Origin of the sequence: Caldimonas sp. KR1-144, from assembly GCF_049446155.1 — a bacterium.
In the GTDB taxonomy this organism is placed as follows: Bacteria; Pseudomonadota; Gammaproteobacteria; order Burkholderiales; family Burkholderiaceae_C; genus Rivibacter.
This window is the reverse complement of record NZ_JBMSEE010000005.1, coordinates 52,466-77,922: the sequence shown is the minus strand read 5'-3', so window position 1 is coordinate 77,922 and position 25,457 is coordinate 52,466. Positions and strand designations below refer to the sequence as shown.

The window sequence follows — 25,457 nt, the reverse complement described above, 5'->3', positions numbered from 1 at the left end:
GCGCCATGGCGCGAGGGCCGTGCGGCCGCAGGGTCATTGCCGTTGCGGCGCCGTCGGTCAAACTTGACAATCCGCGTCTCATTGTCAACTTTCATTCCGATGCCTCGTCCCCTGCTGCTGGATCCGGACGAACTGCGCCGCTGGGCGACGGCCCATGTGCGCGCGCATCCGAAGGACTTCACCCAGTCGCTGTCGGCCCGCTTCGGCGTGACCCGGGCGGCCGCGGCGCCCGCGGTGCGGCGTCTCGAAGCCGAGGGCTTCATCGTGCGCAGCGGTGGTCGAACGCGGCCGGTGTTCCGGCCGGGGCCGAGCCGCTGCATCGAGCGTCGGTATTCGCTGCCCGGCCTGGACGAGTCGCTGGCCTGGGAACAGGACTTCGCGCCCTTGCTCGATCTCGCCGCGAACCTGCGCAATGTCGTGCACTACGGCTTCACCGAGATGCTCAACAACGCGAACGACCACTCGGGCGGCACGCAGGTCACGGTGCGCTGCGAGGTGGCCGGATCGTTCCTCTATCTCAAGGTGGTGGACGACGGCATCGGCGTCTTCGAGCGCGTCGGTGAAGCCCTGGAGCTGTCCGATCGCCGTCTTGCCTTGCTGGAACTGTCCAAGGGCCGCGTGACCACCGATCCGGCCCGTCACTCGGGCGAAGGCATCTTTTTCACCTCGCGCGCCTTCAGCGTCTTTCGGCTCGAAGCCAACGGACTGGTCTACGAACGCGACAACCCCGAGCGCGGACAGCGGGAGGCCGAGCGCCCGGTCGAGCTGCCGGGCGAAGATCCCGGTGGGCGTGCCGACCGGCGCGGCACGGCGGTGCGCATGGCGATCCGGCTCGATTCGGCGCTCGAGCTGCGCAGCCTGCTCGAGCACTACACGACCGGCGCGCCGGACGACCTGACGTTCGACCGCACCGTCATTCCGGTGCGGCTGGCGCGTCTGGGCAACGAGAACCTGCTGTCCCGATCGCAGGCCAAGCGGTTGATCTCGCGCATCGACCGGTTCAAGGTCGTCGAGCTCGACTTCGCCGGCGTGCCCGAGATCGGGCAGGCCTTCGCCGACGAGCTGTTCCGCGTGTTTGCCCAGCAGCATCCCGCCATCGAGCTGCGCGCCATCAACGCCGGTGCAGGCGTGATGCCGATGATCCGGCGCGCGCGGGCGCGCTGAGCGCCGCGCTCAGGCGCGCTGCAGCAAGGGCAGCAGGTAGCGCCCGGTGTGGCTCGCCGGGTTGGCGGCCACGGCTTCCGGCGTGCCGGCGGCGACCACCTCGCCGCCGCCCGAGCCGCCTTCGGGGCCCATGTCGACCAGCCAGTCGGCGGTCTTGATGACGTCGAGGTTGTGCTCGATCACGACGATCGTGTTGCCGGCGTCGCGCAGCTGGTGCAGCACCTTGAGCAGCAGCTCGATGTCGGCGAAGTGCAGGCCGGTGGTCGGCTCGTCGAGGATGTAGAGCGTGCGGCCGGTGTCGCGCTTGGAGAGCTCGAGCGCGAGCTTGACGCGCTGCGCCTCGCCGCCGGACAGCGTGGTCGCGCTCTGGCCCAGCGTGATGTAGCCCAGGCCCACGTCGAGCAGGGTCTGCAGCTTGCGCGCGATGCTCGGCACGGCGCTGAAGAACGCGAACGCGTCCTCGACCGTCATGTCCAGCACCTCGGAGATCGTCTTGCCCTTGTAGAGGATCTCCAGCGTCTCGCGGTTGTAGCGCTTGCCGTGGCAGACGTCGCAGGGCACATAGACATCGGGCAGGAAGTGCATCTCGACCTTCAGCACGCCGTCGCCCTGGCAGGCCTCGCAGCGCCCGCCGGCCACGTTGAACGAGAAGCGCCCGGGGCCGTAGCCGCGCTCTCGCGCGGTGGGCACCTCGGCGAACAGCTCGCGGATCGGCGTGAACAGGCCCGTGTAGGTGGCCGGGTTCGAGCGCGGCGTGCGGCCGATCGGGCTCTGGTCGACGTTGATCACCTTGTCGAAGGCGTCGATGCCGTCGATCTCGTCGTGCGGCGCGGCGTCGAGGTGGCTCTGGTAGAGCCGGCGCGCGACCGCGGCGTACAGCGTGTCGTTGACCAGGGTGCTCTTGCCCGAGCCGGACACGCCGGTCACGCAGGTGAACAGGCCGACCGGGATCTCGGCGGTCACGCCCTTGAGGTTGTTGCCGCGCGCGTTGACGATCCTGAGCGTGCGCGCATCGGTGCTCTCGGCCAGCGTGTGGCGCCGCTTCGGCACCGGGATCGCCAGCCGCTGGCCGAGGTAGGCGCCGGTCAGGCTCTCCTCGCTTGCGGCCACCTCGGCCGGCGTGCCCTGCGCGATCACGCGGCCGCCGTGCACGCCGGCGCCCGGACCCATGTCGATTACGTGGTCGGCGGCGCGGATCATGTCCTCGTCGTGCTCGACGACCAGCACGCTGTTGCCGAGGTCGCGCAGGTGCTTGAGCGTGGCGATGAGCCGGTCGTTGTCGCGCTGGTGCAAGCCGATGCTGGGCTCGTCGAGCACGTACATGACGCCGGTCAGGCCGGAGCCGATCTGGCTGGCCAGGCGGATGCGCTGCGCCTCGCCGCCGGAGAGCGTGTCAGCGCTGCGGTCCAGGCTCAGGTAGCTCAGCCCCACGTCGTTGAGGAAGCTCAGGCGCGAGGCGATCTCGCGCACCACCTTGTCGGCGATCTCGGCCTTGGCGCCTTCGAGCTGCAGCGAGGCGAAGATGTCGCGCGCCTCGCGCAGCGTGGCGTGCGAGACCTCGTAGATCGGACGTGCCTCGCCGGTCTTTGCGTCCACCAGCTTGACGAAACGAGCCTCGCGGCGCAAGCGGGTGCCGTGGCAGTCCGGGCAGGGCTTGGCACTCAGGTAGCGCGCCAGGTCCTCGCGCACCGCGACCGAATCGGTCTCCTTGTAGCGGCGCTCGTAGTTCGCAAGGATCCCCTCGAAGGGATGGGATCGCTTGACGCTGCGCTTCTTGCCGCTCGCGCCCTCGGCGCTGTAGGTGAAGACGATCTCGGTCTCGCCCGAGCCGTGCAGCAGCACCTGGCGATGCTCGCTCGCGAGCTGCTCCCACGGCGTGTCGAGGTCGAAGCGGTAATGCCGTGCGACGCTTTCGAGCATCGAGAAGGTGTAGGCGTTGCGGCGGTCCCAGCCCTTGACCGCGCCGCTCGCGAGGCTCAGCGACGGAAATGCGACCACGCGCTCGGCGTCGAACACCGTCACTTCGCCGAGACCGTCGCAGTGCGGGCAGGCGCCGACCGGCGAGTTGAACGAGAACAGCCGCGGCTCGAGCTCGGCGATCGAGTAGCTGCAGATCGGACAGGCGAACTTGCTCGAGAAGAGGTGTTCCTTCCCGGTATCGAGCTCCAGCGCGATCGCGCGCCCGTCGGCGATGCGCAGCGCCGCCTCGAAGCTCTCTGCCAGCCGCTGCTTGGCGTCGGCGCGCACGCGCAGGCGGTCGATCACGACGTCGATGTCGTGCTTCTCGGTCTTCTTGAGCTTGGGTACGTCGGCCGCCTCGAACACCTGCCCTGCCTCGCCGCCCGAGCCGATGCGAAAGCGCACGTAGCCGCGCGCCTGCATGTCCTCGAACAGCTCGGTGAACTCGCCCTTGCGGTCGCGCACCACCGGCGCCAGCACCATCAGCCGCGTGTCCTCGGGCAGCGCGAGCGCGGCATCGACCATCTGGCTCACGCTCGAGGCGCTGAGCGCGAGGCCGTGGTCGGGGCAGAACGGCGTGCCGGCGCGCGCGTACAGCAGGCGCAGGTAGTCGTGGATCTCGGTGACGGTGCCGACGGTCGAGCGCGGGTTGTGGCTGGTGGCCTTCTGCTCGATGCTGATCGCCGGCGACAGGCCCTCGATCACGTCGACATCGGGCTTGTCCATCAGCTGCAGGAACTGCCGCGCGTAGGCCGACAGGCTCTCGACGTAGCGGCGCTGGCCTTCGGCGTACAGCGTGTCGAACGCGAGGCTCGACTTGCCCGAGCCCGACAGCCCGGTGATCACGACCAGCGCATGGCGCGGGATGTCGAGATCGACGTTCTTCAGGTTGTGCGTGCGTGCGCCGCGCACCTTGATCAGCGGGGTCTCGAGCGAAGGCAGCGTGCGGCGGTCCATGGCGGCGGAAAAAGGCAACCGGCCATCATAGCGAGCGGGCCCAACTTGCTCCCTCTCCTGCTTGCGGGAGAGGGAGCCATACCGCGCGGACCCTACCTAGTGCGTGGGATGGCGGCATCGGACTTCGCGCCTAGAGTCGGCCGCAACCGGCATCCTCAAGCCGGCGCCGTTGGGGGACTCGTATGGACAACGCCTTGCGAGCCGACGAAGCCGCGCGCCTGGCCGCGCGCCGCGCGCAGGCCGGCGTGCCGGCCGACGCCCCGGTGGTGGGCCTCGCGCTGTCCGGCGGCGGCATCCGCAGCGCGACCTTCTGCCTGGGCCTGCTGCGCGGGCTCGCGCAGCGCGGGCAGCTCGCGCGCATCGACTACCTCTCCACCGTCTCCGGCGGCGGCTACTGCGGCGGCATGTTCGGCCGCCTGGTCAGCCTGGCCGGCGTGGCCGGCGCGCAGGCGCTGCTGGCGGCGACCGACTCGCCGGTGCTCGCCTGGCTGCGCCGCAACGGCCGCTACCTCACGCCCAGCGGATCGCGCGATGTCGGCGTGGCAATCGTCAGCTACCTGCGCGCCTTCATCGCGATCCATGGCGAGTTCATGTTCGTGTGCATCCCGTTCGCGCTGCTGGTGATGGCGCCGCACCTGTGGCAGAGCTCGCTCGGCGCGGCCTTCAGTCCGGCAGCCTGGCAGCCGTGGTTCACGCTGTGGTGGCCGCTCGCGGTCGCGCTGTGGCTGGCGGTGGCGCCCGGCCTGATGGCCGGCTACTGGATCGCGCGCGACAACGCCGACCCGGGTCGGCGCCGCGTCGCGATGCCGTGGCGCGACGCGGCCTTCGTCGCGCTGCTGTGCGCGCTGCTGGCCGGCGTGTGGCTCGGTTCGCGGCCGCCGCTGCCGGGGCCGTCGGTGGCGCTGCGGCCGGCCGCGCTGGTGCTGATCGCGGTGTCGTCGTGCGCGGTCGGCCTGGTCGGCGCCCACCTGCGCCTGGTGCTGACCGGGGAGACCGCGTCGCTCGCGGTCGCCCGACTGCGCCACCGGCTGACCTTCTCGCTGCGCGCGGTCACGCTGGTGGCCGGCGCGATGCTGCTGTTCGGCGCGCTCGATCTCGCGAGCTGGCAAGTGCTGGCCGCGCTGCACACCGGCGAGCGCTGGGTCTGGGGCGGCATCGGCGTCGGCGGCCTGACGGTGCTCGTGATGCGCACGCTGGCGCAGCCGCTGCTGCAGCTGTCCGAGCGCGCCCAGCCCAACTCGCTGCGCGCCATCGGCCCCAAGCTGGTCAACCTGGCCGGGCTGGTCGGCGTCGCGGTGCTGGCCTGCGCGTGGCTGGTGCTGGTGCAGTGGCTGGTGTTCGCGCCGCGTTCGGTCGCGTGGCTGGCGCCGCTGGCGCCGATCACGCGCGCGGTCGTGCTGCTGCTGGCGTGCGCCGTGTGGCTGCTGCTGACCGCCGGCAACGAGCAGATGGCCAACGCCTCGTCGCTGCACAGCTTCTACCGCGCGCGGCTCACGCGCGCCTACCTCGCGGTCGGCAACGCGGCGCGCGGCATCGTGCCGCGTGTGCGCCAGATCCGCGCGGCCGAGGACGCCGAGGTCGAGCCCGAGGCGCGGCAGGACGTCACCGAGGTCGTGCCGGGCGACGACACCGGCCTGCTGAGCTACCGCCCCGAGACCGCGGGCGGCCCGATCCACCTGATCAACGTCTGCCTCAACCAGACCCACGACGACGCCTCCGGCCTGTTCAACGCCGACCGCAAGGGCACCCTCGTCACCGCGACCTGGCGCGGCTTCGAGGTCGGGCCCGAGCGCTGGATCCCGATCGACGAAACCAGCGGTGCCGACGCCGGCACGCTCGGGCGCTGGATCGCGGTCTCGGGCGCCGCGGCCGCACCGGGGGCGGGCTCCTACACCTCGCGCGGCTGGGCCGCGCTGCTGTACTTCCTCGGCGTGCGGCTGGGCTACTGGATGCGCGCACCGCAGCCCGAGGTCGACGGCCTGCGCGGCTGGCTCTGGAAGCGCGTCGTCAAGCCGGTGATGCTGTGGTCGGAAGGCACGGCGGCGTTCTTCGGGCCGTCGCGTCCGTGGTGGTACCTCTCCGACGGCGGGCACTTCGAGAACACCGGCGTCTATCCGCTGCTCAAGCGTCGCTGCGAGTTCATCGTCGTCGCCGACTGCGGCGCCGATGCGGACTACAACTTCGGAGATCTCGAGAACCTGGTGCGCAAGGCGCGAATCGACCTCGGCGCCGAGATCGAGTTCTACACGCGCGACGAGGCCGCGCGCCTGTTCACGCTGGCGCGCACCGACCTCACGGTGCTGTCGCCCGAGCAGATGGCCGACAACCATTCCTCGCGCGGCCTGCTGCTGGCGCGCGTGCGCTACCGCGCCGAGCCCGACCGCCCGGCGAGCGAGGCGACCCTGCTCGTCGTCAAGCCCAACCTGCACGACGCGCTCGACGTGGACCTGCTCGCCTACGCGCAGCGGCGCCCGAGCTTTCCGCACGAGACCACCGGCGACCAGAGCTTCGACGAGGCGCAATGGGAGAGCTACCACCGTCTCGGCGAGGACTTCGGCCGCCAGCTCAACGAGGCCTGGCTGTGCCAGCTGCCGGGCTGGCTGCGCGGTGCGCACCATCCGCTCACCGTGGCCGCGCGCCTGCACGGCAGCGCCGCACCCGAAGGAGCGCCAAGCAATCCGCTGTGGCGGCGCTCGGCGCGCGCCACCGCGATCGGCGCGACGCTGGGCATCGGCGCCTCGGGCACGCTGCTGCTGTCGCTGTGGCAGCTGCAGGAGACGGTGCAGCAGAACCGCATCTCCGAACGCACCGAGCTGCGCCGGCTGTTCGAGGGCACGTCGGCGATGCTCAAGGACTTCGACGGCAGCTGCCCGGTGCTGGCCGAGCACTCGGCGGTGCAGGTGCGCATGCTCAGCGACCTGCGCGAGCACCCGGCCTTCCTGCCGCTCGAGCGCGCCGGCATCGCACGCATGATCGAGCGCGTGCGCGACGAATGCCAGCGCCCCGTGCAAGCCTCCGACAGCTGCCGCGTCGCGCGCGAGCACGCCGACAACGGCCTGTGCGGCGAGCTGCTGCGCGCGGTGCCGGTCGACACCGCGCTGAACTACTGGGCGCCAACGACGAGCGGCCTGGGCCTCGCGGCGCTGGCGGACCGCTGGCGCTCGCAGCTGTCCGGCGAGGCGCCGAGCGACGTCGCCTCGCTGCCCTTGCCCCAGCCCGGGCCGGGCGCCGGCGCGGCCCGGGCTGAGCTCCTGCAAGCCGAGATCGTGCGCGCCTGCGCCGGTCCGACCCCGCTGGCGGTCTACATCCAGGTCTACGACGACGCGAGCCAGCGTCCGGCGCAGGGCCTGCGCCAGGCCCTGCAGCGCCTCGACGGGCTGACCGTGCCGCCGGTCGAGAACGTCGGCCGCAGCGCCGAGCTGCGCGGCGCGCGCAAGCCGGTGCCGTGGCCGGTGCCGACGCTCGTCGTGCACCAGGACGACGCGGCGTCCGCCGCCTGCGCACGGGCACTGCAGGCGCTGGTGCAGGCGAGCCTCGCGCCGTCTGCCGACGCGCGGCAGAGCGAGCGCAACGACAGCCTCCCGCCCGAGGTGTGGATCCGCCCGTTGCCCGCGGTGCTCAAGCGCGCCAGCGGCCAGCGCGTGATCGAGCTGTGGCTGCCGCCGAGCCCGCTGGCTGGCGGCGGCGACCTCGTCGCGCTGAACGCCGGGGCCTGATGCCGCTCGTTCAGCGCGGCAGGGCCGCGAGCGCGTCGCGCAGCGCGGTGGCCTCGGCGCCGCCGAGCTCGGCCTGCTCGACGCGCGTTCCCTGCATCGCCTGCACGTGCTGCGCGTCGAGGCGGATCGTGCCGACCGGGCGGCCGTCTTGCGACAGCTCGATCGCCTCGCCGTTGAAGCCGGCGCCTGACGCCGGATGCCATGCGTCGCGCGCCGCCGACGCGAGCTGCGCGAGCCAGCCGCGCAGCGCGTCGTTGACCGGCTGCGGCGCGCCGCCGGCGAGCGACCAGCGCCAGCGCCCGGGCTCGCGCGCGATTGCGTCGTGCCAGCCGGTGACCAGCGACGGCGCGCCCGCCTGTTGTGCCTGCGGCGCGGGCGCGGCGCGACCGGCGACCGCACCGGGGGCGCGCTGCAAGGCGGGGCTCGGCGTGGCGGACGCGTCGGCCCGAGCCTCGCTTTCGGCAGCTTTGGCGGCGTCGGCGCTGCGTCGCGCAGCGTCCTGCGCAACGGCAGCCTTCTCGGCCACGGACGCCGGCGCGGGCGCCGCGCTCGCGCGCCGCTCGTCCTTCGGCTTCGGCGCCTGTTGCGGCTGACGCGGCGCCGCCTGGATGGGCGCCGACGCGGGCTGCGGCGAGGTCGCGCGCGCCGGCTCGCGCGCCGCCTCAACCGCAGGCTGCGGCGGCCGTTGCGTCGACCGCTCGATCGTCGGCGCCGCGGCCTCGTGCAGCTCCTGCGGCCGCTCCATCCACATCACGCCGATGACGGTCGCGAGCATCACGCTGGCCAGGCCGGCCGCGACCGGCGGGCGCGCCAGCGCCCCCCAAGCGGCGCGCAGCGCGGCACGCCAGGGCCTGGCACGCCGCTGCGGCCGCACGGCATCGCGCGCCGCGCGCAGGATCGCGGCGCTCAGCGCCTCGGGCGGCTCGACCTGCGCGTCCGGCGCATGGCGAAGCGCGGCGCGCAGCCAGTCGTCGTGAGGTTCGTCGGGGCGGTTCGTCATCGTTGCGGCGCCAGGTACGCGCCCATGCAGGTGCGCAGCTTGCTCATCGCGTAGCGCAGCCGCGTCTTCGCGGTCTCGAAGCCGACCTCGAGCGCGCGCGCCACCTCGGCCAGCGGCAGCTCGTCGTCGTGATGCAGCAAGAAGGCGCTGCGCTGCGGCAGCGGCAGCTGCTCCAGGCAATGCAGCAGCCGTTCGCCGGCGCGGCGCCAGAACGCCAGTTCGTCGCCGTGCAGCGCGGCGCCGGCCGGCGCCGGCCAGTGCTGCCAGGCGCAGGCCTCGGGCGACCAGGGCTCGCCGTCGTCGGACTCGAAGGCGTCGAGCGCGAGTTCGCGGCCGCCGCGGCGCAGCAGGTCGATCGCACGGTGGTGGGCCAGCGTGTAGAGCCAGGTGCGAAACCTCGCGCCCTGCGGCTGCCAGCGCGTGCGCGCGCGCACGACGCGCAGCCAGGTGTCCTGGAACACCTCGTCGACCGAGGCGGCATGCGCGCTGCCGAGCAGGCGCCGCACGAAGCGGTACAGGCCCTGGCGGTGGCGCGCGTAGAGTCGCTCGAACGCGGCCGCGTCGCCGCGCGCGTAGGCGGCCATCAGGGCGTCGTCGTCGGGCTCGTCGGTGGGGTCCATCGCGGCGGCAGTCTGCCAAATCGTTGGTGCATCGGGTTCGGGGGCCAGGGCTGATACGCGGCACGCGGGCCGACGGGGTGAATTCATTTCACCCCGTCGCGCGGCGCGGGCCGTATCAGCTGCCGTCCACACGACCGCGATCGGAGATTCCATGGCACTGAACGCACCGCAACTTCAGCATCGCCGCGCCGCCTGGCGCTGGCTCACCTGGCCCGGCCTCGCCGCGATCGGCCTGCTGGTCGCCTGCGCCGCGGCGCTCGACGACCCGCTCGCACGCGCCGCGTCGCCGAGCGCCGCGCCCGACTGGCCGCCGGCCTGGCAGCCCGAGCGGCCGCCCGCGCCGGACTTCGGCGCACCGGGCTTCGAGCCGCCGCGGGCGCAGCACTGCCGCCGCCAGCCGACGACGCGCGAGGTGCCGGGCGCGGCGGCGAACCGGTTCCCGTCGCCGTGGCGCGAGGAGCGCTCGGCCGCCGCGGCGGGCACCGTCGCCGAAGCGGTCGACGCGCGCGAAGCCGCCAAGACCGCGCGCGCCGATGCTGCTTCCGATCGCGCGGTACCCGCCGCCCCGGCCGCGCAGGCCGAACTGCAGCGCATGCCGACGCGCCCGCGCGAGACGGTGACCGCCGGCGTGGTCGACGACAACGCCGACTTCGGCGAGTACCTCGCCTACCGGCGTCGCCACGCCGGCCTCGCGGTGCGCGAGCGCGACGTTTCCGAGCGCTACCTGCTCGAAGTGACCGACGCCGCAGGCCGCCCGGTGCACGACGCCGAGGTCGCGGTGCAGCGCGCCGGCGTTGCCGAGCCGCTGGCCTGGGCGCGCACCGACACCGCGGGCCGCGTGTGGCTGCACCCGCGCGCGTTCGCGGGGCAAGACAGCGATCGCCAGCTCGGCATCGCGGTGCGCAAGGGCGCGCAGCAGGCGCGCGCCGTGCTCGTGCGCGGCGATCGCGCGGCGGTCCAGGTGCGCCTTGGCGCCGCGCCCGCGGCCCAGCGCCCGCGCCTGGACCTGGTGTTCCTGATCGACGCAACCGGCTCGATGGGCGACGAGATCGCCAAGCTCAAGCACTCGATGCGCGCGATGGCGCAGCAGATCGCGCAGCTGCCCGGCCAGCCCGACATCTGCTGGGGCCTGGTGGCCTACCGCGACCGCGGCGACGCCTTCCTGACGCGCATGCACGACTTCACGGACGACCTGGGCGCGTTCCAGCAGGTGCTCGCGCGCGTGCAGGCCCAAGGCGGCGGCGACATGCCCGAGGCGCTGAACGAGGCGCTGCACGAGGTCGTGCACGGCCTGAGCTGGCGCGCCGACGCCGCGCGCATGGTGGTGCTGGTGGCCGACGCGCCGCCGCACCTGGACTACGGCGGCCCGCAGTACGACACCGACATGCAGGCCGCGCTCGCCAAGGGCATCAAGCTGTTCGCGGTGGGTGCGAGCGGGCTCGATCCGGTGGGCGAGTACGTGTTCCGCCAGCTCGCGCAATACACCGCGGGGCGCTTCGTGTTCCTGACCTACCGCGATGCGAGCGACCCGGGCAGCGGCCCGGGCACGCAGACGCCGCACGACGTGCGCAACTACTCGGTGCAGACGCTCGACAGGCTGGTCGTGCGCCTGGTCAGCGAGGAGATGGCGCGCCTGTCGCGATCGTGAGCGGGCTCAGGCGGCCGCCTCGAGCACGCGCAGGATCTCGCGACCGTAGGCCTCGAGCTTCTTCGCGCCGACGCCGCTGACCTCGCCGAGCGCGGCCAGCGTGTCGGGCGCGAGCCGCGCCATCTCGGCCAGCGTCGCGTTGCTGAACACGATGTAGGACGGCAGGTTGTGCTCGCGCGCGACCTCGGTGCGCCAGGCCTTGAGCGCCGCGAAGCGCGCCTGCGCGGCGGCATCGAGGTCGGCCGGCGCTTCGCGGCCCGCCTTGGCGCGTGCGGTCTTGGCGCGGCGCGGCGTCTCGTGCTGCTCGCGCAGCCGGATCTCGACGCCGCCCTTGAGCACCGCGCGCGCGCCGTCGGTCAGCGCCAGCGTGTTGTATTCGCCCTCGGCGACCACGTGGCCCAGCGCGACGAGCTGGCGCAGCACCGCGCGCCACTGCGTCTCGGACAGCTCGGCGCCGATGCCGAAGGTCGACAGCGCGTCGTGGCCGTACTGCGCGACCTTGTCGGTCTTCTTGCCGCGCAGCACGTCAATCAGGTGCCCGGCGCCGAAGGCGCGCGGGCCGCGGCCGTGCTGCGCGAAGCGGTAGATGCAAGACAGCAGCTTGCGCGCGGCCTCGGTGCCGTCCCAGGTGGCGGGCGGGTCGAGGCAGTTGTCGCAGTTGCCGCAAGGATGTGAAGCTTCGCCGAAGTAGCCCAGCAGCCGCACGCGCCGGCAGTCGGTGGCCTCGGCCAGCGCCAGCAGCGCGTCGAGCTTGCCGCGCTGCACGCGCTTGAACTCCTCGCCGGCCGGCGATTCGTCGATCTGGCGGCGGTTGTTGACCACGTCGGCGAGGCCGTAGGCCATCCAGGCCTCCGCCGGCTCGCCGTCGCGACCGGCGCGGCCGGTCTCCTGGTAGTAGCCCTCGATGTTCTTGGGCAGGTCCAGGTGCGCGACGAAGCGCACGTCGGGCTTGTCGATGCCCATGCCGAAGGCCACGGTCGCGACCATCACGATGCCGTCTTCGCGCAGGAAGCGGTCCTGGTGCTTCTGGCGCAGCGCGGCTTCGAGGCCGGCGTGGTAGGGCAGCGCGTCGATGCCCTCTGCCACCAGCCAGGCCGCGGTCTCCTCGACCTTCTTGCGCGTCGCGCAGTAGACGACGCCGGCCTCGCCCTCGTGCTCGTCGCGCACGAAGCGCAGCAGCTGGCGGCGCGGCTCGTCCTTCTCGACGATGCGGTAGCGGATGTTGGGCCGGTCGAAGCTGGCGATGAAGACGCGTGCGTCGCCGAGGTCCAGGCGCTCGAGGATGTCGGCGCGCGTGTGCGAATCCGCCGTGGCGGTGAGCGCGATGCGCGGCACGTGGGCATAGCGCTCGTGCAGCACCGAAAGGGCCAGGTAGTCCTCGCGGAAATCATGGCCCCACTGGCTGACGCAATGCGCCTCGTCGATCGCAAACAGGCTCAAGAGGCCGCGCTCGTTGAGCGAGTCGAGCTGCGCCAGCATGCGCGGCGTGGTGAGCCGCTCGGGCGCGACGTAGAGCATCACCAGGCGGCCCGAGGTCATCTCGCGCTCGATGCGCTGCACGTCGGCGAACTCGAGCGTCGAGTTCAGGAACGCGGCGTGAACGCCCAGTTCTTCGAGCGCGCCCACCTGGTCGTGCATCAGCGCGATCAGCGGGCTCACGACGATGGTCACGCCCTTGCCCGCGCGATGCCGCGCAATCGCCGGCACCTGGTAGCACAGGCTCTTGCCGCCGCCGGTGGGCATCAGCACCAGGGCGTCGCCGCCGGCGTTGACGTGGTCGACGATGTCTTCCTGCGCGCCGCGGAAGGCGGCGTAGCCGAACACGGTCTGCAGGACGTGGCGCGGGTCGGTGGGGGCGAGCGAGGAGGCGGGCACGGGCGGAGTCACGGGCGGCATCGTACCGGGCAAGATCCTTGCCCTGATCCCCCGTTCTTGCCCAACCTCGTGGAGCAACCGATGACGACGACGCCCGAAGCCGAGCGCCTGCGCGCGCTGCTGGTGCGCAACTTCAACGACGTGCCGCTCGAGCGCCAGCTGCGCGACCCGCTCTACGACTCGCGCTGCGGCGGCCTCTCCGACGGCACCGCGGCGCGCAAGCTCGGCGCCGCGATCGACGTGGTGCCGCCCGGCAAGCGTTCCTGCCCCTACCACCTGCACCATGCGCAAGAGGAGATGTTCATCGTGATCGAGGGCGAGGGCACGCTGCGCGTGGCCGGCGAGATGGTTCCGATCCGCGCCGGCGACGTGATCTTCATCCCGCCCGGCAAGGACTACCCGCACCACATCATCAACACCTCCGAGGCGCCGCTGAAGTACCTGTCGATCAGCACCAAGGAGAAGCCGGAGATCTGCGAGTACCCGGACTCCGGCAAGGTCATGGCGTGGGCGCCGGGCGTCGACCTGCTCAACCGGCCCGGCATCAACGTGGACTACTGGGACGGCGAACCTTGAGCCGGGCTGGCCGGCCGGACCCCCGGCGGCATAATCGGCCGCCTCCCCCTGGGTTTTTCTTCGAACCGCCTCTTTCTGGAGCGCCTGCGCCATGGCCTCGGTCAACAAAGTCATCCTCATCGGCAACCTCGGTCGCGACCCCGAGATGCGCTCCTTCCCCGACGGCGGCTCGATCTGCAACGTCACGATCGCCACCACGCGGCGCTGGAAGGCCCGCGACTCCGGCGAGATGCAGGAAGAGACCGAATGGCACCGCGTGGTCTTCCGCGACCGCCTGGCCGAGATCGCCGGCGAATACCTGAAGAAGGGCCGCCCGGTCTATGTGGAAGGCCGCCTGAAGACCCGCAAGTGGCAGGACAAGGACGGCAAGGACACCTACACGACCGAAGTCGTGGCCGAGCAGATGCAGCTGCTGGGCAGCCGCGAAGGCATGGGCGGCGGCGACGACGGCGGCTTCAGCCGCGAGAGCAGCGGCGGTGGTGCAAGCCGCCCGGCCGCGCGCGCTCCGGCGCCGCGCCAGGCTCCGGCGTCCAAGCCGGCGTCGAGCTTCGACGACATGGACGACGACATTCCGTTTTGACCGTCCCCGGCCGCACGATTCAAGCACCCGCCCCCCAAGGCTGCACAGGCCTTGGGGGGCTTCTTGTTGCTGGCTTCGGCTGACGGGATGTTCGCCACCGCACAGACGCGCAGGCGGCCCGGCACGACAGTGGCACCTGCGAGCGCACCGCTCGCCCGACCCCTTGCCGAGCTGCCCATGACCCCTTCAGCCTTCTTCGACCTCGCCTCCGGGACCGTCAGGTTCTGGGTCGATGTGGACCAGGTGCCGGTCGGCGCCATGATCAGCAAGGAAACGCTGCACTACCGCTATCGGCCCGACCGCATGGACGACGTGGCACTCGAGACCTACTCGGCGCACGTGGCGGCGCTTCATGCCGCGGTGAGACTCAAGTCCCGCGGGGGTGCACGCGAACCGATCATCCTGCGGCCGGCGGACATCTGCCCGCCGCCGCGCTGGGTGACGTGATCGATGAACCCGACGCCGCCACCGACCTCGCGAGACCGGTCCGTGCGAGCCGCCGTCGACGCCTTGCGCGCGGCCAGGCGGCGTGCAGCCGTGCGGCGCAGCCTGTTTGACGCCAGCTCGGGCCGAGCCCTTCGCTGGGCGCGCGTGCTTCGATGGGGCATCGTGATCGTCGCCATGCTGGGCGCGGCGCTGGTCTACGCCGGCTACCTGTGGTACGGCATTGGGCTGTGGGTCGGCGCGGTGATCGTCTGGCAGGGCCTGCAAGCCCTGGCCCTGTGGCGCTCCTTCGGCATGGCGCAGCGCCTTCGCTCGGTGCGACTGCGGGGGCGCGCTCCAGCCAAGCGCTGACCGGCCCGGCGCCAGGACATCGAGATCGCCGTCAGCGGCGAAGGCTGATGTCGTTCCTGACGGACTTCACGCCCCTCACCTGCCAGCTCAACGCTTCGGCCGTCGACCGTTCGAGCGGGCTCCTGGCCACACCGGACAGCATGACGGTGCCGTACATGGTTTCGACGGAGATCGTGGCCGAGTCGACGATCTTGTTGTCGATGAAGCGGCTCCTGACCGCGGTGGTGATCGCGGCATCGTCGAAGCATGGGCCGGTGGGTTCGTCGATACGAGGGGCTGCGCAGGCGCTGCTCGCCAGCAGGGCGAGCGCACTGCCCAGCGCCGTCAGGGTGCGACGGGGGCGCATGGCTGGCCTCCTCGCCGTTTCACTGGTCGAGCCGCGCAGGTCGAAACAGGATGCCGCCCAGGCGGCTCTTGATCGGTGGTTCCTGCGTCGCTCGTCGCTGAGCCAGTCGCGCGTACGAGACGGCATCGTCCAGGCGGTCGTAGCGGTAGTTCTCGAACCGGTACTGCCCCTGCACGTAGAAGATCGTCAGCGAACTCATCAGGACGCGTTCCTCGTCGGACGGACCCTGGGGCGCATGGATGGAGCTGAAGGGCCCCACCGGCATCTCGAGTTCGCCGCCGGCGGGTTCGCGCGAGCGGATCAGCCGCGCGTAGTCGACGGCATCGCCGAGGCGGCCGTACCGGTAGCCGTTGTAGAGATAGGTCGTACCGTCTTGCCGGATCGCCAGCTCGTCCATCACGCGTTCGCGATCCTGGCGAAGCGCAGCATCGTCTGGCGTGCGATCGAGCTGGTCGAAGAAGACGTCTTGCGACTTCCTCCTGTGGGTCCTGGTCATGGTCGGCCTCCGTGGCGAGTGAGCGTTCTCGATGCGCGCCGAATGCCGAAGAAGCGATGCGTACGAGCGGGCGAGACCCCACCTTGCGACACCAGGCGCGCGCTGTCTGTGCGCTGTCGCACCGTGGGGCCAGTTTCGTGCCGGATCGCCGCGGTCACGGCCGAACGGCGATCTGGTTCTTCACCGACTTCACGCCATCCACCTTCCGGGCCAGGCTTTCCGCCGTGTTCCGTTCGGTGGTGTTCTTGGCGAAGCCTGACAGCATGACCGAGCCGTTGAGCGTCTCCACGCTGATCGCCGAAGCATCGACGAGCTTGCTGTCGACGAAGCGGCCCTTGACCGCGGTGGTGATCGCCGAGTCGTCGATGTAGGCGCCGACGGTCTCCTGGCCGCGCGTGACGGCGCATCCGGTGGCGGTGAACAGGGCCAGCGCGACGGCGCCGGCAGCGAGTGTGATGCGAGTGTTCATGATGTGATCCTGGTTAACGGTGAGGGCGTCGGGTGACGCGGTGCGGGCATGCCGGGCCTCAGCCGGTCAGCCAGTCCTTGAGTTCGTTGGCGTGCTGCTGTTCGTCGGCAAGGATGTCTTCGATCAGGCGTCGCGTCGTGGGGTCGCGCTCGCCGATCAGCGTGATGAGCTGGCTGTAGCACTCGATCGCGACACGCTCGGCGACCAGGTCGGCCCAGATCATCTCCTCGAGGCCCAGGGCGTCGTCGTAGTCTGCGTGGCTGCGCCTGCTCAGCGTCTCGGGCGAGAAATCGGGCTCGCCGCCGAGCTGCGTGATGCGCTGCGCCAGGCGGTCCGCGTGGCGCGACTCGTCGCGCGCGTGGATGAGGAACTCGTCGGCGATCTTGGGCGATGCCAGGCCATGGGCGGTGAAGTGGTGGCGCTTGTAGCGCAGCATGCACACCAGCTCCGTGGCCAGCGCGTCGTTGAGCAGCCGGACGATGCTCGTCCGCATGGGGCTGTCGTGCAGCGTGATCGCGCCGCGCGCGAGGCTGTGCCGCGTGGCCTCGATGGCCGGCAGATCCAGCTGCAGTGCTTCCGGGTCGGCCGCGGGGAGCGGCCAGACATTCGTGTACCTGATATCACCCGCCATCGAAGGCTCCTTCTTGGGTTGCATCGGGAGCCCGCGCTTCGCGGCATCCGATGCTCTGCACGCACGGTGCGGCACTTTGGCGCGCGTGTCGGTGCGCTGGCGGACACAAGCCGGCACCGACTGGCCGCGCCGAGCCCGCCCGCGGCCCTAACGCTGCAGCACGGCGATGCCGCCGAGCATCGCCGCCACCGTGAAGGCCACGGTGACCGGATATGCGGCGACGAGCCGGCTTGCGGCCTGCGCCGCTCCATGCCAGGCGGCCGGGCCGCGCACGGGTGCCTCGCAGGGGTCGAGATGCTCTGACAGTGCCAGCGTCTCTTGCGGCGAGGTGTCGGCCGCGTCGCGGTGCGAAGCGAAGGACTCGTCAGACGAGGATGTTCTCGACGCGTTCATGTTGAACTCCGATGTCTTGCCGCGCGCCCGGGCGCGCGCAGCGTGACGCTGTGCAAGGCCTCGTCCCAGAACGAGGTGGTCACGCCGAAGCAGCCCGGCCGGCGCATGTGGTGGTGCAGCGCGTGCAAGGCGCGGCGCCGATCGAGCCAGGCGAAGCGGGCGTGCCCGTGGTGGATGGCGTGATGCGTGATCGAGTAGACGAGGTAGCCGCTGGTCAGGCCCAGCGCCAGGGCCCCCGCGCGCCATGCATCGACGAGCAGCAGCGCCGGCAGGATGACGAGCGTGGCGATCAGGGCCACGCCCAGCACCGGCGGTGTGCCGACCGGGACCGTCGGTCGCAGGTGGTGCACCGTGTGCCAGTCGCGCAACGGCCGCAGGCCATGGAGCACGAAGCGGTGAAGCACGTACTCGACGAACGTCCAGCCTGCCAGACCCAACAGGGCCAGCAGCGCCAGTTCCAGCCAGCGATCGCTCGGGCTGCGAGCCAAGCCCCACGCCGCCATCGCGGCGAGGACCATGCCGTAGGCAGCGAAGCTGGCGCGGATCGCGCCATGGCCCCGATGGGATCTGAACTGTTTCACGGGATGTCCTGCAGCCGTATCGCATGTGCGTGCCGGTGACCTCGCGTATCGACGGGTCACGCGGCGAACGGCCAACGTAGTCGCGCCGCCGGTCCTGGTCTGTGCGCTAGCGAACCATGAACGCTGCCGCGGCGGCCTATATTGGACAGATGAGCCTGACGCCGGGGGCGGCCGCCCCCGCTGGCCCCTTGCGGCCACGCCGTCGACACCCGGAGCGCCTTGATGCCACTCGATATCGAACAGCGCAGGAACCACCTCCTGGCGGCCCTTCCTGAGCCCGAGAGGCAGCGCTGGCGATCGCTGCTCGAGCCGGTCGACATGCCGCTGGGCCAGGTGCTGTACGAGTCGGGCGGCAAGATGAGCCACGTCTACTTCCCGACCACGGCCATCGTCTCGCTGCTGTATGTGATGGAAGACGGCGCCTCGGCCGAGATTGCCGTCGTCGGCAACGAGGGGTTGGTGGGCATCGCCTTGTTCATGGGCGGCGAGACCACGCCCAGCCGGGCCGTGGTGCAAAGCGCGGGGACGGGGCTGCGGCTGCCGGCGCAGATGGTCAAGGAGGAGGTGAACCGCGGCGGCCCGGTGCTGCACCTGCTGCTGCGCTACACGCAGGCGCTGATCACGCAGATGGCGCAGACGGCGGTCTGCAATCGCCACCACTCTCTCGACCAGCAGCTGTGTCGCTGGCTGCTGCTGAGCCTGGACCGCCTGCAGGGCAACGAACTCGTGATGACGCAGGAGCTGATCGCCAACATGCTCGGCGTGCGCCGCGAAGGCGTCACCGAAGGAGCCCTCAAGCTCGCCAAGCTCGGGCTGATCCGCTACGCGCGCGGCCACATCTCGGTGCTCGACCGCACCGGCCTCGAGGCTCGGGCCTGCGAGTGCTACGCCGTCGTGAAGAAGGAATACGACCGCCTGCTGCCGGATCGAACGGCAACCTAGGTCTTCGCGTGAGCACTGCCGAGAACCACCTCATCGAGCGCTTGCCGCGCGGCGATCGGCTGCACTTGCTGGCGCTGTGCCGGCCGGTCCAGCTGGAGCTGGCCCAGGTGCTCGGCGAGCCCGGTGCGCCGACGCGCTACGTCTACTTTCCGGTCGACGGTTTCATCTCGCTGCTGACGCGTTCCGGTGGACAGTCCGGCCTCGAAGTCGGCCTGGTGGGCCGCGAGGGCATGCTGGGGGCGCAGCTGGCGCTGGGCGTGCCGATGGTGCCCGTGCACGCATTGGTGCAGGGCGCGGGCCTGGCATGGCGCATTGGCAGCCGCGCCTTTCGCAGCGAGCTCGAGCGCAGCGCCGCGCTGCAGCGCGACCTGAACCGCTACATCTATGTGCTGATGGCCCAGTTGACGACCTCGGCGGCCTGTCTGCGCTTCCACGGCATCGGGCCGCGGCTGGCGCGCTGGCTCCTGATGAGCCAGGATCGCGCGCATGCCGACCGCTTTCGCGTGACGCACGAGTTCCTCGCCTTCATGCTGGGCGTGCGGCGCGTGGGCATCACCCAGGCGGCCGGGCTGCTGCAAAGGCGCGGGCTGATCTCGTACCACCGCGGCGAGGTGACGGTACTGGACCGCACCGGGCTCGAGGCGGCCGCCTGCAGCTGCTACGGCGCCGACCTGCGCATCTATGCCCAGTTGCTGACCTGAGCCGGCAGGGCGCTGCCGCCGGCTCGCGCCCGGCGTTCTCGCCGTTCGCGCTTGGTGCGCTGGCGCACCGCCAGACGCCGGCCGACGGCGCAAGCTGCGAGATGCCAAGGGTGCGTGATCGATGCCGCGTCGCATCGACCCCGCACGTCCCGGCGGCGCCGGCGGCTCGACCCCGGGGACTTGGCGTCCATTGCCTGTCCGCCCGTGGAGATCGCCATGACACTCGGCACCATCCTTCTGCTCGTTCTGATCCTGATGTTGATCGGCGCCGTGCCGACCTGGCCGCACAGCCGAAGCTGGGGCTACCTGCCCAGCGGCGTGCTCGGCGCCGTGCTGCTGGTCCTCGTCGTGATGCTGCTCACCGGGCGCCTGTGAATCGCCCCCGCGCCGAAGCGCGTGCGCTGCCTGGCGGCACGCGGCGTGTTCGCCAGCGCACAGACGGCGCATTCCGGCCTCGCCTACAAGGGCCATGGCAGGGGCAAATGGTCCGCTGCCGCACCCAGGCCCTCCTGGGGCGCGACCGCGCAGCCATTGACCCGCCTCCAGGAGTACTCGAGATGATCCGCACCGGACCTTGGCCCAAGAGCAGACAAAAGCCGCTCACGCAGCAGCAAACCGATTTCACGTCCGAGGGCTCACCGCCGCCGGGCAAGGTGGCGGCTTCGACGCCGAAGATGCCTGGCGGGGCGCGCGAGCCGGGGGCTCCACGCATTCGCAAGCCAGCGCGGTGATGGGCACCGGCCGCGACGCGCCGCCGACGCCAGGCGCTTCGCGGCCGAGCCTCGCGGCGGCGGGTGAGGACTGCCGTCGGCAAACGATGCTGCTGCCGGGCCGTCCGTGAGCATTGCGCAGTGGTCGCTGCTGGTCGGCACGCTTCTCGTCGCCATGGTGCTGACGGGATCGCTGCTGGAGCGGCTGCCGCTCAGCGGCGCCATGGTGTACCTGCTGCTCGGCTGGCTGCTGGGCCCTGACGTCGGCAATGTCCTGCGCCCCGACCCGCGGCAGCACGCGGTGTTGCTCGAGCATCTGGCGGAAGTGGCGCTGCTGATCTCGCTGTTCTCGGTGGGCATGCAGCTCGGCGTGCCGCTGCGTGACCGGCGCTGGCGCCTGCCGGTGCGGCTGGCCCTGGTCGCGATGGCCGCGATGGTCGCGCTGCTGGCCGTCGTCGGCGTCTGGGGCCTGGCACTGCCGCTGGGCGCGGCGGTCCTGCTCGGTGCGATCCTCGCGCCCACCGACCCGGTCCTGGCTTCGGCCGTGCGATCGGAGCCCGGGCCCGTGCCGGACCGGCTCGGGTTCAGCCTCGCCGGCGAGGGCGGGCTCAACGATGGCACCGCGTTCCCCTTCGTCCTGCTCGGCCTCGCCCTGCTCGGCGCGCAGCCGTTCGGGTTCGCCGATCTGCAACGGTGGATCGTCGAACTCGTGTGGGTGACCGGCGGCGGTATCGCGATCGGAGCCTTGCTCGGCGCGGCGACGGGTCGCCTCGTGGTTCACCTGCGCAGCCGCCATGGCGAGGCCGTCGGGCTCGACGAGTTTCTTTCGCTCGGCCTGGTCGGCATGGCCTATGGCCTGGCTCAGGTGAGCCTGGCGTCGGGCTTCCTGGCCGTCTTTGCCGCCGGCATGGCCTTGCAGCGCGTGCGCGAGGCGCCCGAGCGCGCCCTCGAGCGGCCGGCGCATGACCGGCAGCACGCCAGCGAGATGCGCGACTCCGTGCAGGCGTTCAACACGCAGCTCGAGAACCTCGCCGAGATGGCGCTGGTGCTGCTCGTCGGGGCGATGCTGGCCTACGCGCCGCCGGTCTTCGCGCTCTGGTGGTTCGTGCCGCTGGTGCTGCTGGTGCTGCGCCCCTTGTCGGTGGTCGTGGCGCTGGCCGGCGAGCCGTTGAGCCCGCCGCAGCGAGGCATGATCGCGTGGTTCGGCATCCGCGGCATCGGATCGGTGTTCTACCTCATGTTCGCGCTGGCGCGAGGCCTGCCGATGCCCATTGCCGAGCTGCTCTTGTCCCTGACCTTGTGGACGGTTGCCGCGTCGATCGTCGTTCACGGCATCACGTCGCAACCGCTGATGCAACGCTACCGCCGGGTCGCGCGAGTTGCATGAGCGAACCGCCCCGGACCGCTCAGGCCACGCATCGAACCACACCGGGCGCCCCACCATGAACGCGATCGATCCCTTGCTGCTGGCCACCGTGCGCATCAGCACCTTCGACGGCGCGCGCGGGCTGACGGGCGCCAGCGGGTTCTTCTTTCGCCGCGGCCCCAAGCTCTACCTCGTCAGCAGCCGCCATGTCTTCATCGACGAGCGCAGCGGCCACCACCCGGACCGGCTCGAACTCGAACTGCACGCCAACGCGCAGAACCTCGCCGAGTCGGTCGTGCTGTCGATGCTGCTGTACCGCGACGGCAGGTCGAACTGGATTCAGGGGCAGGACGATGCAGGCCCGATCGACGTGGCGGTGCTCGAGATCGAGCACGACGCGCTGTCTGCGGCCGTCACGCTCGCCGCCTTCACGCCGCAGAGCCTGCCCGGCCCGGGCGACGAGGTCTCGATCGGCGATCCCGTGCTGATCTGCGGCTTTCCGCTGGGCTTTCACGACGCGCTGCATCACTTCCCCGTGGTCAGGCAGGGAACGGTGGCTTCGCCCTACGGCTGGCGTTTCCAGGGCAAGGGCTGTTTCCTCACCGATGCGCGGACCCATCGCGGCATCAGCGGCGCCCCCGTGGTCGTGCGCGCGCCGCAGCGCTCGCCGCTGCCGTGGATGCTCGTGGGCATCCACTCCTCGCGCTTCGACATGGGCGGGCGGGACCTGGCGGCCGACGAGTCGCTGGGCCTCAACGCGACCTGGTATCCGGACGTCCTCATGACGCTGACCGAACCCGCGAAGGCGGCGGACCGGGCGTGATCGGTCGCTTGCGTCAGCCGCCCCGGCCGGCGTCCTCGCCGGGCACCGTGACCGCCGCGCCCAGCGTCTCGCGCACGTACAGCCGGCCCACGAAGACCACCAGCAGCACCGACAGCGGCGCCGCGAAGATCAGGCCGAGCGGGCCGAACACCAGGCCCAGGGCCACGACCGAGAAGATCGCCAGCGCCGGCGGCAGCGCGAGCACCTGGCGCGCCACCAGCGGCACGATCGCATTGCTCTCGATCTGCTGCACGACCAGGTAGACCAGCAAGGCCTGCCAGAAGGCATCGGGCCCCACCGACAGCGCGATCAGCAGGCCCGGCAGCGCCGCGAGGATCGGCCCCACGTAGGGGATGAACTCGGCCAGCCCGGCGAGCAGGCCCAGCGCCAGCGGCACCGGCAGGCCCACCAGCCACAGCCCCAGCCCGGTGAGTGCGCCGACCGCCGCCATCGTGACCAGCTGACCCAGCAGCCACAGCCGCAGCGCATGCGCGCTCGCGTCGAGCGCGCCGGCCACGCGCGGGCGCGTGCCGGCCGGCAACAGCTTGAGCAGGCCGCGGCGGTAGATGTCGGGGTTGCCGGCCAGGTACAGGCCGCCGAAAGCCACCAGCAGCAGCTCGATCACGGCCGTCGAGACCGCGGCGGTGAGCTGCGTCAGCTTGAGCGCCACGACGCCCAGGTTGGCGCTGGCGCCCCTCACGCCCTCGAGCACCATCGCGCCGAACTCGTTGGCCGCCAGCCGTTCGCGCAGCGCGTGCCAGGCGGCGGGCAGGCGTTGCAGCAGCTCGTTGAGCTGCGCCGCGGTCTCCGAGCCGAACAGCCAGCCGGCCAGCGCGATCGCCGCCAGCACGAGGGCCACTGCGATCGCCAGCGCCGCGGTCTGCGGCAGGCGCGTGCGCCGCGCGATCGGATCGGCCAGCGCGCGCAGCATCAGCGCCACCAGGCTGGCGCCGAAGATCAGCAGCAGCACGTCGAGGACGCGCCACAGGAACAGCGCCAGCGCGACCAGCGCCAGCGCCACCAGCGCCCGCTGCACGAAGCCGTGCAGATCGCCGGCACCCGCGTGATGGCTGTCGCGCTCGCCCACGCGCCGTCAGCGGCAATCGGCGTTCCGCGCGGCTACTGACGCGGCCGTACCAGCGCCTCGAGCCCCGCCAGGTCGAGCGACTGCAGCACGCGCTGCATCGGCTGCTCGAACGCCTCGCCGCCGCGCAGCGAGACCATCAGCATCTGCGCTCGCGCCGGCGCCGCGCGGTCCCAGGGGAACTGCGGGTCGGGCTTGACGAGCAGCGGGTAGCGCTCGATCGCGCCTTCGACCGGCTGCAGCCCGTCCACGCCGAGCCGCGCCTGCGATGCCAGCTGGGCCGGCGTGAGTCCGGCGCGAAAGGCGTGCAGGCGCGCGAGCATCGAATCCATCGGCGAGGCGTCGACGCCGGCTCGCGCGCGGCGCTTCGCGTCGGCTGCCTTGGCGGCGGCCACCGACGCCGCATGCTGCGCGCGGATCTCGGCGATCAGCCGCTCGGCGTTGGCCGGGTCGGTGCGGCGCAGGCCTTCGGCCACGCGCTGCAGCATCGCTTCCTGCGCGTCGGGTTCGGCGGCGCGCTGCGCGGCCGCCTCGGCGCTGCGCGCCTCGGCCCGGCGGCGCTCGAGATGGCGCTGCATGAAGTCGAGGTACTCGGCGGTGGTCACCGGCACCCACGGCAGCCGCCCGTTCGAGGTGAACACCAGCATGTGGCCGCCGTAGAGCGTGCGGCCGTGCAGCTCGCCGCTGGCCGGCACCTCGCGCCAGGCGCGCAGCTGCTCGTCGTCCAGCTCGGGCGCGGCGGTCGCGAAGAAGCTCTCGGGCATGTTGACCGACACGACCACCGTCGCGCGCGGTTCGAGCCGGTCGGCGCCGGCAATCACGTCGCAGCGCCCGGCGGTCCACATCGACTCGCGGTGGTCGCGCAGCAGGAAGTTGGCCGCGCGCGCCGGCGCCGTCCACTGGCCGCCGATCTGCCAGCTGCTGCGCAGGCGCGTGCGCGGCAGCTCGTGCAGCTCGCTCTGGCGGTGCAGCAGCGCGTTGATGTCGTGCAGCGCGCGGCGCATCGGCGCGACCGCGGCATCGGTCACCGGCCGCTGGTCGCCGGTCTGGCGGTGCTCGGCGTCGATCCAGCAGTCGATCGCGGCGCAGGCCGAGCCGGCCAGGCCGAGCGGTCCGAGCGCCACCATCGCGGTCACCGCCGCGGCGCGGCGGCAGCGGCTCGCCACGCTCATCGCGCCCCCCGCGCGATGTCCCACGGCGCGCCGGCCACGCCCAGGCGCAGCGCGTCGGCCACGCGGGCCCAGCGCCGGGCGTCGAGCTCGCCGCGCACCAGGCCGGCGGCCGCGGCGAAGGCCGGCGCCGGCATCGCAGCGCGCATGCCGTCGAGCAGGAAGACCAGCTCCGAGACGTTGAGCGCGCGCGCCATCCACTGCAGCGCGAAGGCGTGCTCGTCGGGCGACAGCGAGGCGTGCAGCCGGCCGATGTGGAAGTTGAGTTCGTCGTCGGTGAAGGCCGACCACAGCGCGCGCGTCATCGTCGTCTCCTCTTCGACCATGTGGGCCAGGTTCTCGCCGATGAACTGCGACAGCCGCAGGTAGAGCTCGTAGGCCAGCGCGCCGGCGCTCGTGTCGTGGGCGGCGTCGCGCACGCGCTGCAGCAGCAGGCGCAGCGCGTCGATCGCGGCGGTGTGCTGGGCGTGGTCGTCGTCGAAGGCAAGCACCGCGCGCGGCGCGCGCTCGCGCAGCGGCGCATGCAGGAAGCGGTTCTCGTGCGCGAGGTGGTCGGCGCAGAAGGCGAGCAGGCGGTCGAGCTCGTCGACCAGCTCGGCGCGTTCCGCGGCGTCGAGCGCGTCGAGGGCGCCGGCGCGCTGCTGTGCCTGCGCGAACATCAGGCGCAGCGCCTTGTGGATGAAGCGGTAGGGCTGCACGCGCGTGCTCGCGCAGGCCAGCGCCATGGCCTCGTCGGCCGAGAGCGTGTGGGAGGTGGGTTGCATGGCCATCGTCCAGCGGTGTGATTCGATGGCGGCATGGTCGCGGCCGGCGCGGCGCCGCGACAGACCTCTAAAAGGGCACGGCCCGAAAAGAG

Annotated in this window: 26 protein-coding genes; 13 read left to right on the top strand and 13 right to left on the bottom strand. The window is 71.8% G+C overall.

The genetic code is table 11. The annotated features are described in order from the left end of the window. Positions 1-99 precede the first annotated feature (99 nt). Positions 100-1,164: an STAS-like domain-containing protein gene (locus ACO2TI_RS13100; RefSeq protein ID WP_423284871.1), complete on the top strand. Its 1,065-nt coding sequence runs from the start codon at positions 100-102 to the stop codon at positions 1,162-1,164. Positions 1,165-1,173: 9 nt separating this feature from the next. Here the strand turns inward: ACO2TI_RS13100 and uvrA are convergent, their stop codons facing one another. Then, positions 1,174-4,080, bottom strand: a complete 2,907-nt coding sequence (uvrA, locus tag ACO2TI_RS13095; RefSeq protein WP_423284870.1) for an excinuclease ABC subunit UvrA — start codon at positions 4,078-4,080, stop codon at positions 1,174-1,176. Positions 4,081-4,262: 182 nt separating this feature from the next. Between uvrA and ACO2TI_RS13090 the strand changes: the two genes are divergently transcribed. Continuing rightward, positions 4,263-7,796, top strand: coding sequence for a hypothetical protein (locus tag ACO2TI_RS13090; RefSeq protein ID WP_423284869.1), 3,534 nt, complete (start codon positions 4,263-4,265; stop codon positions 7,794-7,796). Between the two features lie 10 nt (positions 7,797-7,806). Here ACO2TI_RS13090 and ACO2TI_RS13085 read toward each other — a convergent pair whose 3' ends face one another. Both ACO2TI_RS13085 and ACO2TI_RS13080 read right to left on the bottom strand, forming a co-directional pair. Further along, entirely contained in the window at positions 7,807-8,796 is a 990-nt protein-coding gene (locus ACO2TI_RS13085; protein WP_423284868.1) for a hypothetical protein, read from the bottom strand. Beyond that, the gene (locus ACO2TI_RS13080; protein WP_423284866.1) at positions 8,793-9,416 is read right to left on the bottom strand and encodes a sigma-70 family RNA polymerase sigma factor; all 624 of its coding nucleotides are present in this window, start codon (positions 9,414-9,416) and stop codon (positions 8,793-8,795) included. The genes ACO2TI_RS13085 and ACO2TI_RS13080 overlap by 4 nt, the downstream gene beginning before the upstream one ends. A 151-nt stretch (positions 9,417-9,567) precedes the next feature. Between ACO2TI_RS13080 and ACO2TI_RS13075 the strand changes: the two genes are divergently transcribed. After that, positions 9,568-11,064: a vWA domain-containing protein gene (locus ACO2TI_RS13075; RefSeq protein ID WP_423284865.1), complete on the top strand. Its 1,497-nt coding sequence runs from the start codon at positions 9,568-9,570 to the stop codon at positions 11,062-11,064. Between the two features lie 6 nt (positions 11,065-11,070). On the opposite strand, the gene recQ is transcribed toward ACO2TI_RS13075, so the two are convergent. After that, positions 11,071-12,960, bottom strand: a complete 1,890-nt coding sequence (gene recQ, locus ACO2TI_RS13070; protein ID WP_423284863.1) for a DNA helicase RecQ — start codon at positions 12,958-12,960, stop codon at positions 11,071-11,073. Positions 12,961-13,020: 60 nt separating this feature from the next. Between recQ and ACO2TI_RS13065 the strand changes: the two genes are divergently transcribed. The 4 genes from ACO2TI_RS13065 (at position 13,021) to ACO2TI_RS13050 (ending at position 14,890) form a co-directional block, all read left to right on the top strand. After that, positions 13,021-13,515 (top strand): cupin domain-containing protein, encoded by a 495-nt coding sequence (locus ACO2TI_RS13065; protein ID WP_423284861.1) that lies wholly within the window; start codon positions 13,021-13,023, stop codon positions 13,513-13,515. A 91-nt stretch (positions 13,516-13,606) separates the two neighbouring features. Next, positions 13,607-14,095: a single-stranded DNA-binding protein gene (gene ssb, locus ACO2TI_RS13060; protein WP_423284860.1), complete on the top strand. Its 489-nt coding sequence runs from the start codon at positions 13,607-13,609 to the stop codon at positions 14,093-14,095. Positions 14,096-14,272: 177 nt separating this feature from the next. After that, the gene (locus tag ACO2TI_RS13055; RefSeq protein ID WP_423284859.1) at positions 14,273-14,542 is read left to right on the top strand and encodes a hypothetical protein; all 270 of its coding nucleotides are present in this window, start codon (positions 14,273-14,275) and stop codon (positions 14,540-14,542) included. Positions 14,543-14,584: 42 nt separating this feature from the next. Continuing rightward, a complete protein-coding gene (locus ACO2TI_RS13050; protein ID WP_423284858.1) occupies positions 14,585-14,890 on the top strand; it encodes a hypothetical protein in 306 nt (101 codons plus the stop codon). Between the two features lie 31 nt (positions 14,891-14,921). Here ACO2TI_RS13050 and ACO2TI_RS13045 read toward each other — a convergent pair whose 3' ends face one another. The 6 genes from ACO2TI_RS13045 to ACO2TI_RS13020 form a co-directional block, all read right to left on the bottom strand. Further along, a complete protein-coding gene (locus ACO2TI_RS13045) occupies positions 14,922-15,236 on the bottom strand; it encodes a BON domain-containing protein (RefSeq protein WP_423284857.1) in 315 nt (104 codons plus the stop codon). A 19-nt stretch (positions 15,237-15,255) separates the two neighbouring features. Then, a complete protein-coding gene (locus ACO2TI_RS13040) occupies positions 15,256-15,732 on the bottom strand; it encodes a hypothetical protein (protein WP_423284856.1) in 477 nt (158 codons plus the stop codon). A gap of 154 nt (positions 15,733-15,886) precedes the next feature. Beyond that, positions 15,887-16,201 carry a BON domain-containing protein gene (locus ACO2TI_RS13035; protein WP_423284855.1) on the bottom strand — a complete coding sequence of 105 codons (315 nt, stop codon included), beginning with the start codon at positions 16,199-16,201 and terminating at the stop codon, positions 15,887-15,889. Between the two features lie 58 nt (positions 16,202-16,259). Next, the gene (locus ACO2TI_RS13030) at positions 16,260-16,832 is read right to left on the bottom strand and encodes a ferritin-like domain-containing protein (RefSeq protein ID WP_423284854.1); all 573 of its coding nucleotides are present in this window, start codon (positions 16,830-16,832) and stop codon (positions 16,260-16,262) included. 147 nt (positions 16,833-16,979) lie between these two features. Next, complete coding sequence (locus tag ACO2TI_RS13025) at positions 16,980-17,225, bottom strand: hypothetical protein (protein WP_423284852.1); 246 nt, start codon at positions 17,223-17,225, stop codon at positions 16,980-16,982. Beyond that, positions 17,222-17,806 carry a sterol desaturase family protein gene (locus tag ACO2TI_RS13020; protein WP_423284849.1) on the bottom strand — a complete coding sequence of 195 codons (585 nt, stop codon included), beginning with the start codon at positions 17,804-17,806 and terminating at the stop codon, positions 17,222-17,224. Before ACO2TI_RS13020 ends, ACO2TI_RS13025 begins: the two co-directional genes overlap by 4 nt. A 222-nt stretch (positions 17,807-18,028) precedes the next feature. Here ACO2TI_RS13020 and ACO2TI_RS13015 point away from each other — a divergent pair, with 222 nt between their 5' ends. The 6 genes from ACO2TI_RS13015 to ACO2TI_RS12990 all read left to right on the top strand — a co-directional run bounded on the left by ACO2TI_RS13015 (position 18,029) and on the right by ACO2TI_RS12990 (position 22,348). Then, entirely contained in the window at positions 18,029-18,748 is a 720-nt protein-coding gene (locus tag ACO2TI_RS13015) for a Crp/Fnr family transcriptional regulator (protein WP_423284846.1), read from the top strand. Positions 18,749-18,756: 8 nt separating this feature from the next. Continuing rightward, positions 18,757-19,449, top strand: a complete 693-nt coding sequence (locus ACO2TI_RS13010; protein ID WP_423284843.1) for a Crp/Fnr family transcriptional regulator — start codon at positions 18,757-18,759, stop codon at positions 19,447-19,449. Between the two features lie 216 nt (positions 19,450-19,665). Further along, positions 19,666-19,824, top strand: a complete 159-nt coding sequence (locus tag ACO2TI_RS13005) for a DUF3309 family protein (RefSeq protein WP_423284841.1) — start codon at positions 19,666-19,668, stop codon at positions 19,822-19,824. 182 nt (positions 19,825-20,006) lie between these two features. Next, positions 20,007-20,180, top strand: a complete 174-nt coding sequence (locus ACO2TI_RS13000; protein ID WP_423284839.1) for a hypothetical protein — start codon at positions 20,007-20,009, stop codon at positions 20,178-20,180. 106 nt (positions 20,181-20,286) lie between these two features. Further along, on the top strand, positions 20,287-21,546 hold the full coding sequence (locus ACO2TI_RS12995) for a cation:proton antiporter (protein ID WP_423284838.1): 1,260 nt from the start codon (positions 20,287-20,289) through the stop codon (positions 21,544-21,546). 55 nt (positions 21,547-21,601) lie between these two features. After that, on the top strand, positions 21,602-22,348 hold the full coding sequence (locus tag ACO2TI_RS12990) for a S1 family peptidase (RefSeq protein ID WP_423284837.1): 747 nt from the start codon (positions 21,602-21,604) through the stop codon (positions 22,346-22,348). A gap of 13 nt (positions 22,349-22,361) precedes the next feature. On the opposite strand, the gene ACO2TI_RS12985 is transcribed toward ACO2TI_RS12990, so the two are convergent. The 3 genes from ACO2TI_RS12985 to ACO2TI_RS12975 are packed head-to-tail and all read right to left on the bottom strand — an operon-like array spanning position 22,362 to position 25,365. Beyond that, positions 22,362-23,435: an AI-2E family transporter gene (locus ACO2TI_RS12985; RefSeq protein WP_423284835.1), complete on the bottom strand. Its 1,074-nt coding sequence runs from the start codon at positions 23,433-23,435 to the stop codon at positions 22,362-22,364. Positions 23,436-23,467: 32 nt separating this feature from the next. After that, positions 23,468-24,604: a hypothetical protein gene (locus tag ACO2TI_RS12980; protein ID WP_423284833.1), complete on the bottom strand. Its 1,137-nt coding sequence runs from the start codon at positions 24,602-24,604 to the stop codon at positions 23,468-23,470. Continuing rightward, a complete protein-coding gene (locus ACO2TI_RS12975; RefSeq protein ID WP_423284831.1) occupies positions 24,601-25,365 on the bottom strand; it encodes a hemerythrin domain-containing protein in 765 nt (254 codons plus the stop codon). Before ACO2TI_RS12975 ends, ACO2TI_RS12980 begins: the two co-directional genes overlap by 4 nt. Positions 25,366-25,457 lie beyond the last annotated feature (92 nt).

Excerpts from the sequence above, each read along its gene's own strand:
- uvrA (WP_423284870.1), bottom strand. The coding sequence starts at position 4,080 with ATGGACCGCCGCACGCTGCCTTCGCTCGAGACCCCGCTGATCAAGGTG.
- ACO2TI_RS13055 (WP_423284859.1), top strand. The coding sequence starts at position 14,273 with ATGACCCCTTCAGCCTTCTTCGACCTCGCCTCCGGGACCGTCAGGTTC.
- ACO2TI_RS13040 (WP_423284856.1), bottom strand. The coding sequence starts at position 15,732 with ATGACCAGGACCCACAGGAGGAAGTCGCAAGACGTCTTCTTCGACCAG.
- recQ (WP_423284863.1), bottom strand. The coding sequence starts at position 12,960 with ATGCCGCCCGTGACTCCGCCCGTGCCCGCCTCCTCGCTCGCCCCCACC.
- ACO2TI_RS13025 (WP_423284852.1), bottom strand. The coding sequence starts at position 17,225 with ATGAACGCGTCGAGAACATCCTCGTCTGACGAGTCCTTCGCTTCGCAC.
- ACO2TI_RS13090 (WP_423284869.1), top strand. The coding sequence starts at position 4,263 with ATGGACAACGCCTTGCGAGCCGACGAAGCCGCGCGCCTGGCCGCGCGC.
- ACO2TI_RS13075 (WP_423284865.1), top strand. The coding sequence starts at position 9,568 with ATGGCACTGAACGCACCGCAACTTCAGCATCGCCGCGCCGCCTGGCGC.
- ACO2TI_RS13100 (WP_423284871.1), top strand. The coding sequence starts at position 100 with ATGCCTCGTCCCCTGCTGCTGGATCCGGACGAACTGCGCCGCTGGGCG.
- ACO2TI_RS13000 (WP_423284839.1), top strand. The coding sequence starts at position 20,007 with ATGATCCGCACCGGACCTTGGCCCAAGAGCAGACAAAAGCCGCTCACG.
- ssb (WP_423284860.1), top strand. The coding sequence starts at position 13,607 with ATGGCCTCGGTCAACAAAGTCATCCTCATCGGCAACCTCGGTCGCGAC.
- ACO2TI_RS13065 (WP_423284861.1), top strand. The coding sequence starts at position 13,021 with ATGACGACGACGCCCGAAGCCGAGCGCCTGCGCGCGCTGCTGGTGCGC.
- ACO2TI_RS13085 (WP_423284868.1), bottom strand. The coding sequence starts at position 8,796 with ATGACGAACCGCCCCGACGAACCTCACGACGACTGGCTGCGCGCCGCG.
- ACO2TI_RS13005 (WP_423284841.1), top strand. The coding sequence starts at position 19,666 with ATGACACTCGGCACCATCCTTCTGCTCGTTCTGATCCTGATGTTGATC.
- ACO2TI_RS12975 (WP_423284831.1), bottom strand. The coding sequence starts at position 25,365 with ATGCAACCCACCTCCCACACGCTCTCGGCCGACGAGGCCATGGCGCTG.
- ACO2TI_RS13015 (WP_423284846.1), top strand. The coding sequence starts at position 18,029 with ATGCCACTCGATATCGAACAGCGCAGGAACCACCTCCTGGCGGCCCTT.
- ACO2TI_RS13045 (WP_423284857.1), bottom strand. The coding sequence starts at position 15,236 with ATGCGCCCCCGTCGCACCCTGACGGCGCTGGGCAGTGCGCTCGCCCTG.
- ACO2TI_RS12990 (WP_423284837.1), top strand. The coding sequence starts at position 21,602 with ATGAACGCGATCGATCCCTTGCTGCTGGCCACCGTGCGCATCAGCACC.
- ACO2TI_RS13030 (WP_423284854.1), bottom strand. The coding sequence starts at position 16,832 with ATGGCGGGTGATATCAGGTACACGAATGTCTGGCCGCTCCCCGCGGCC.
- ACO2TI_RS13080 (WP_423284866.1), bottom strand. The coding sequence starts at position 9,416 with ATGGACCCCACCGACGAGCCCGACGACGACGCCCTGATGGCCGCCTAC.
- ACO2TI_RS13035 (WP_423284855.1), bottom strand. The coding sequence starts at position 16,201 with ATGAACACTCGCATCACACTCGCTGCCGGCGCCGTCGCGCTGGCCCTG.
- ACO2TI_RS12980 (WP_423284833.1), bottom strand. The coding sequence starts at position 24,604 with ATGAGCGTGGCGAGCCGCTGCCGCCGCGCCGCGGCGGTGACCGCGATG.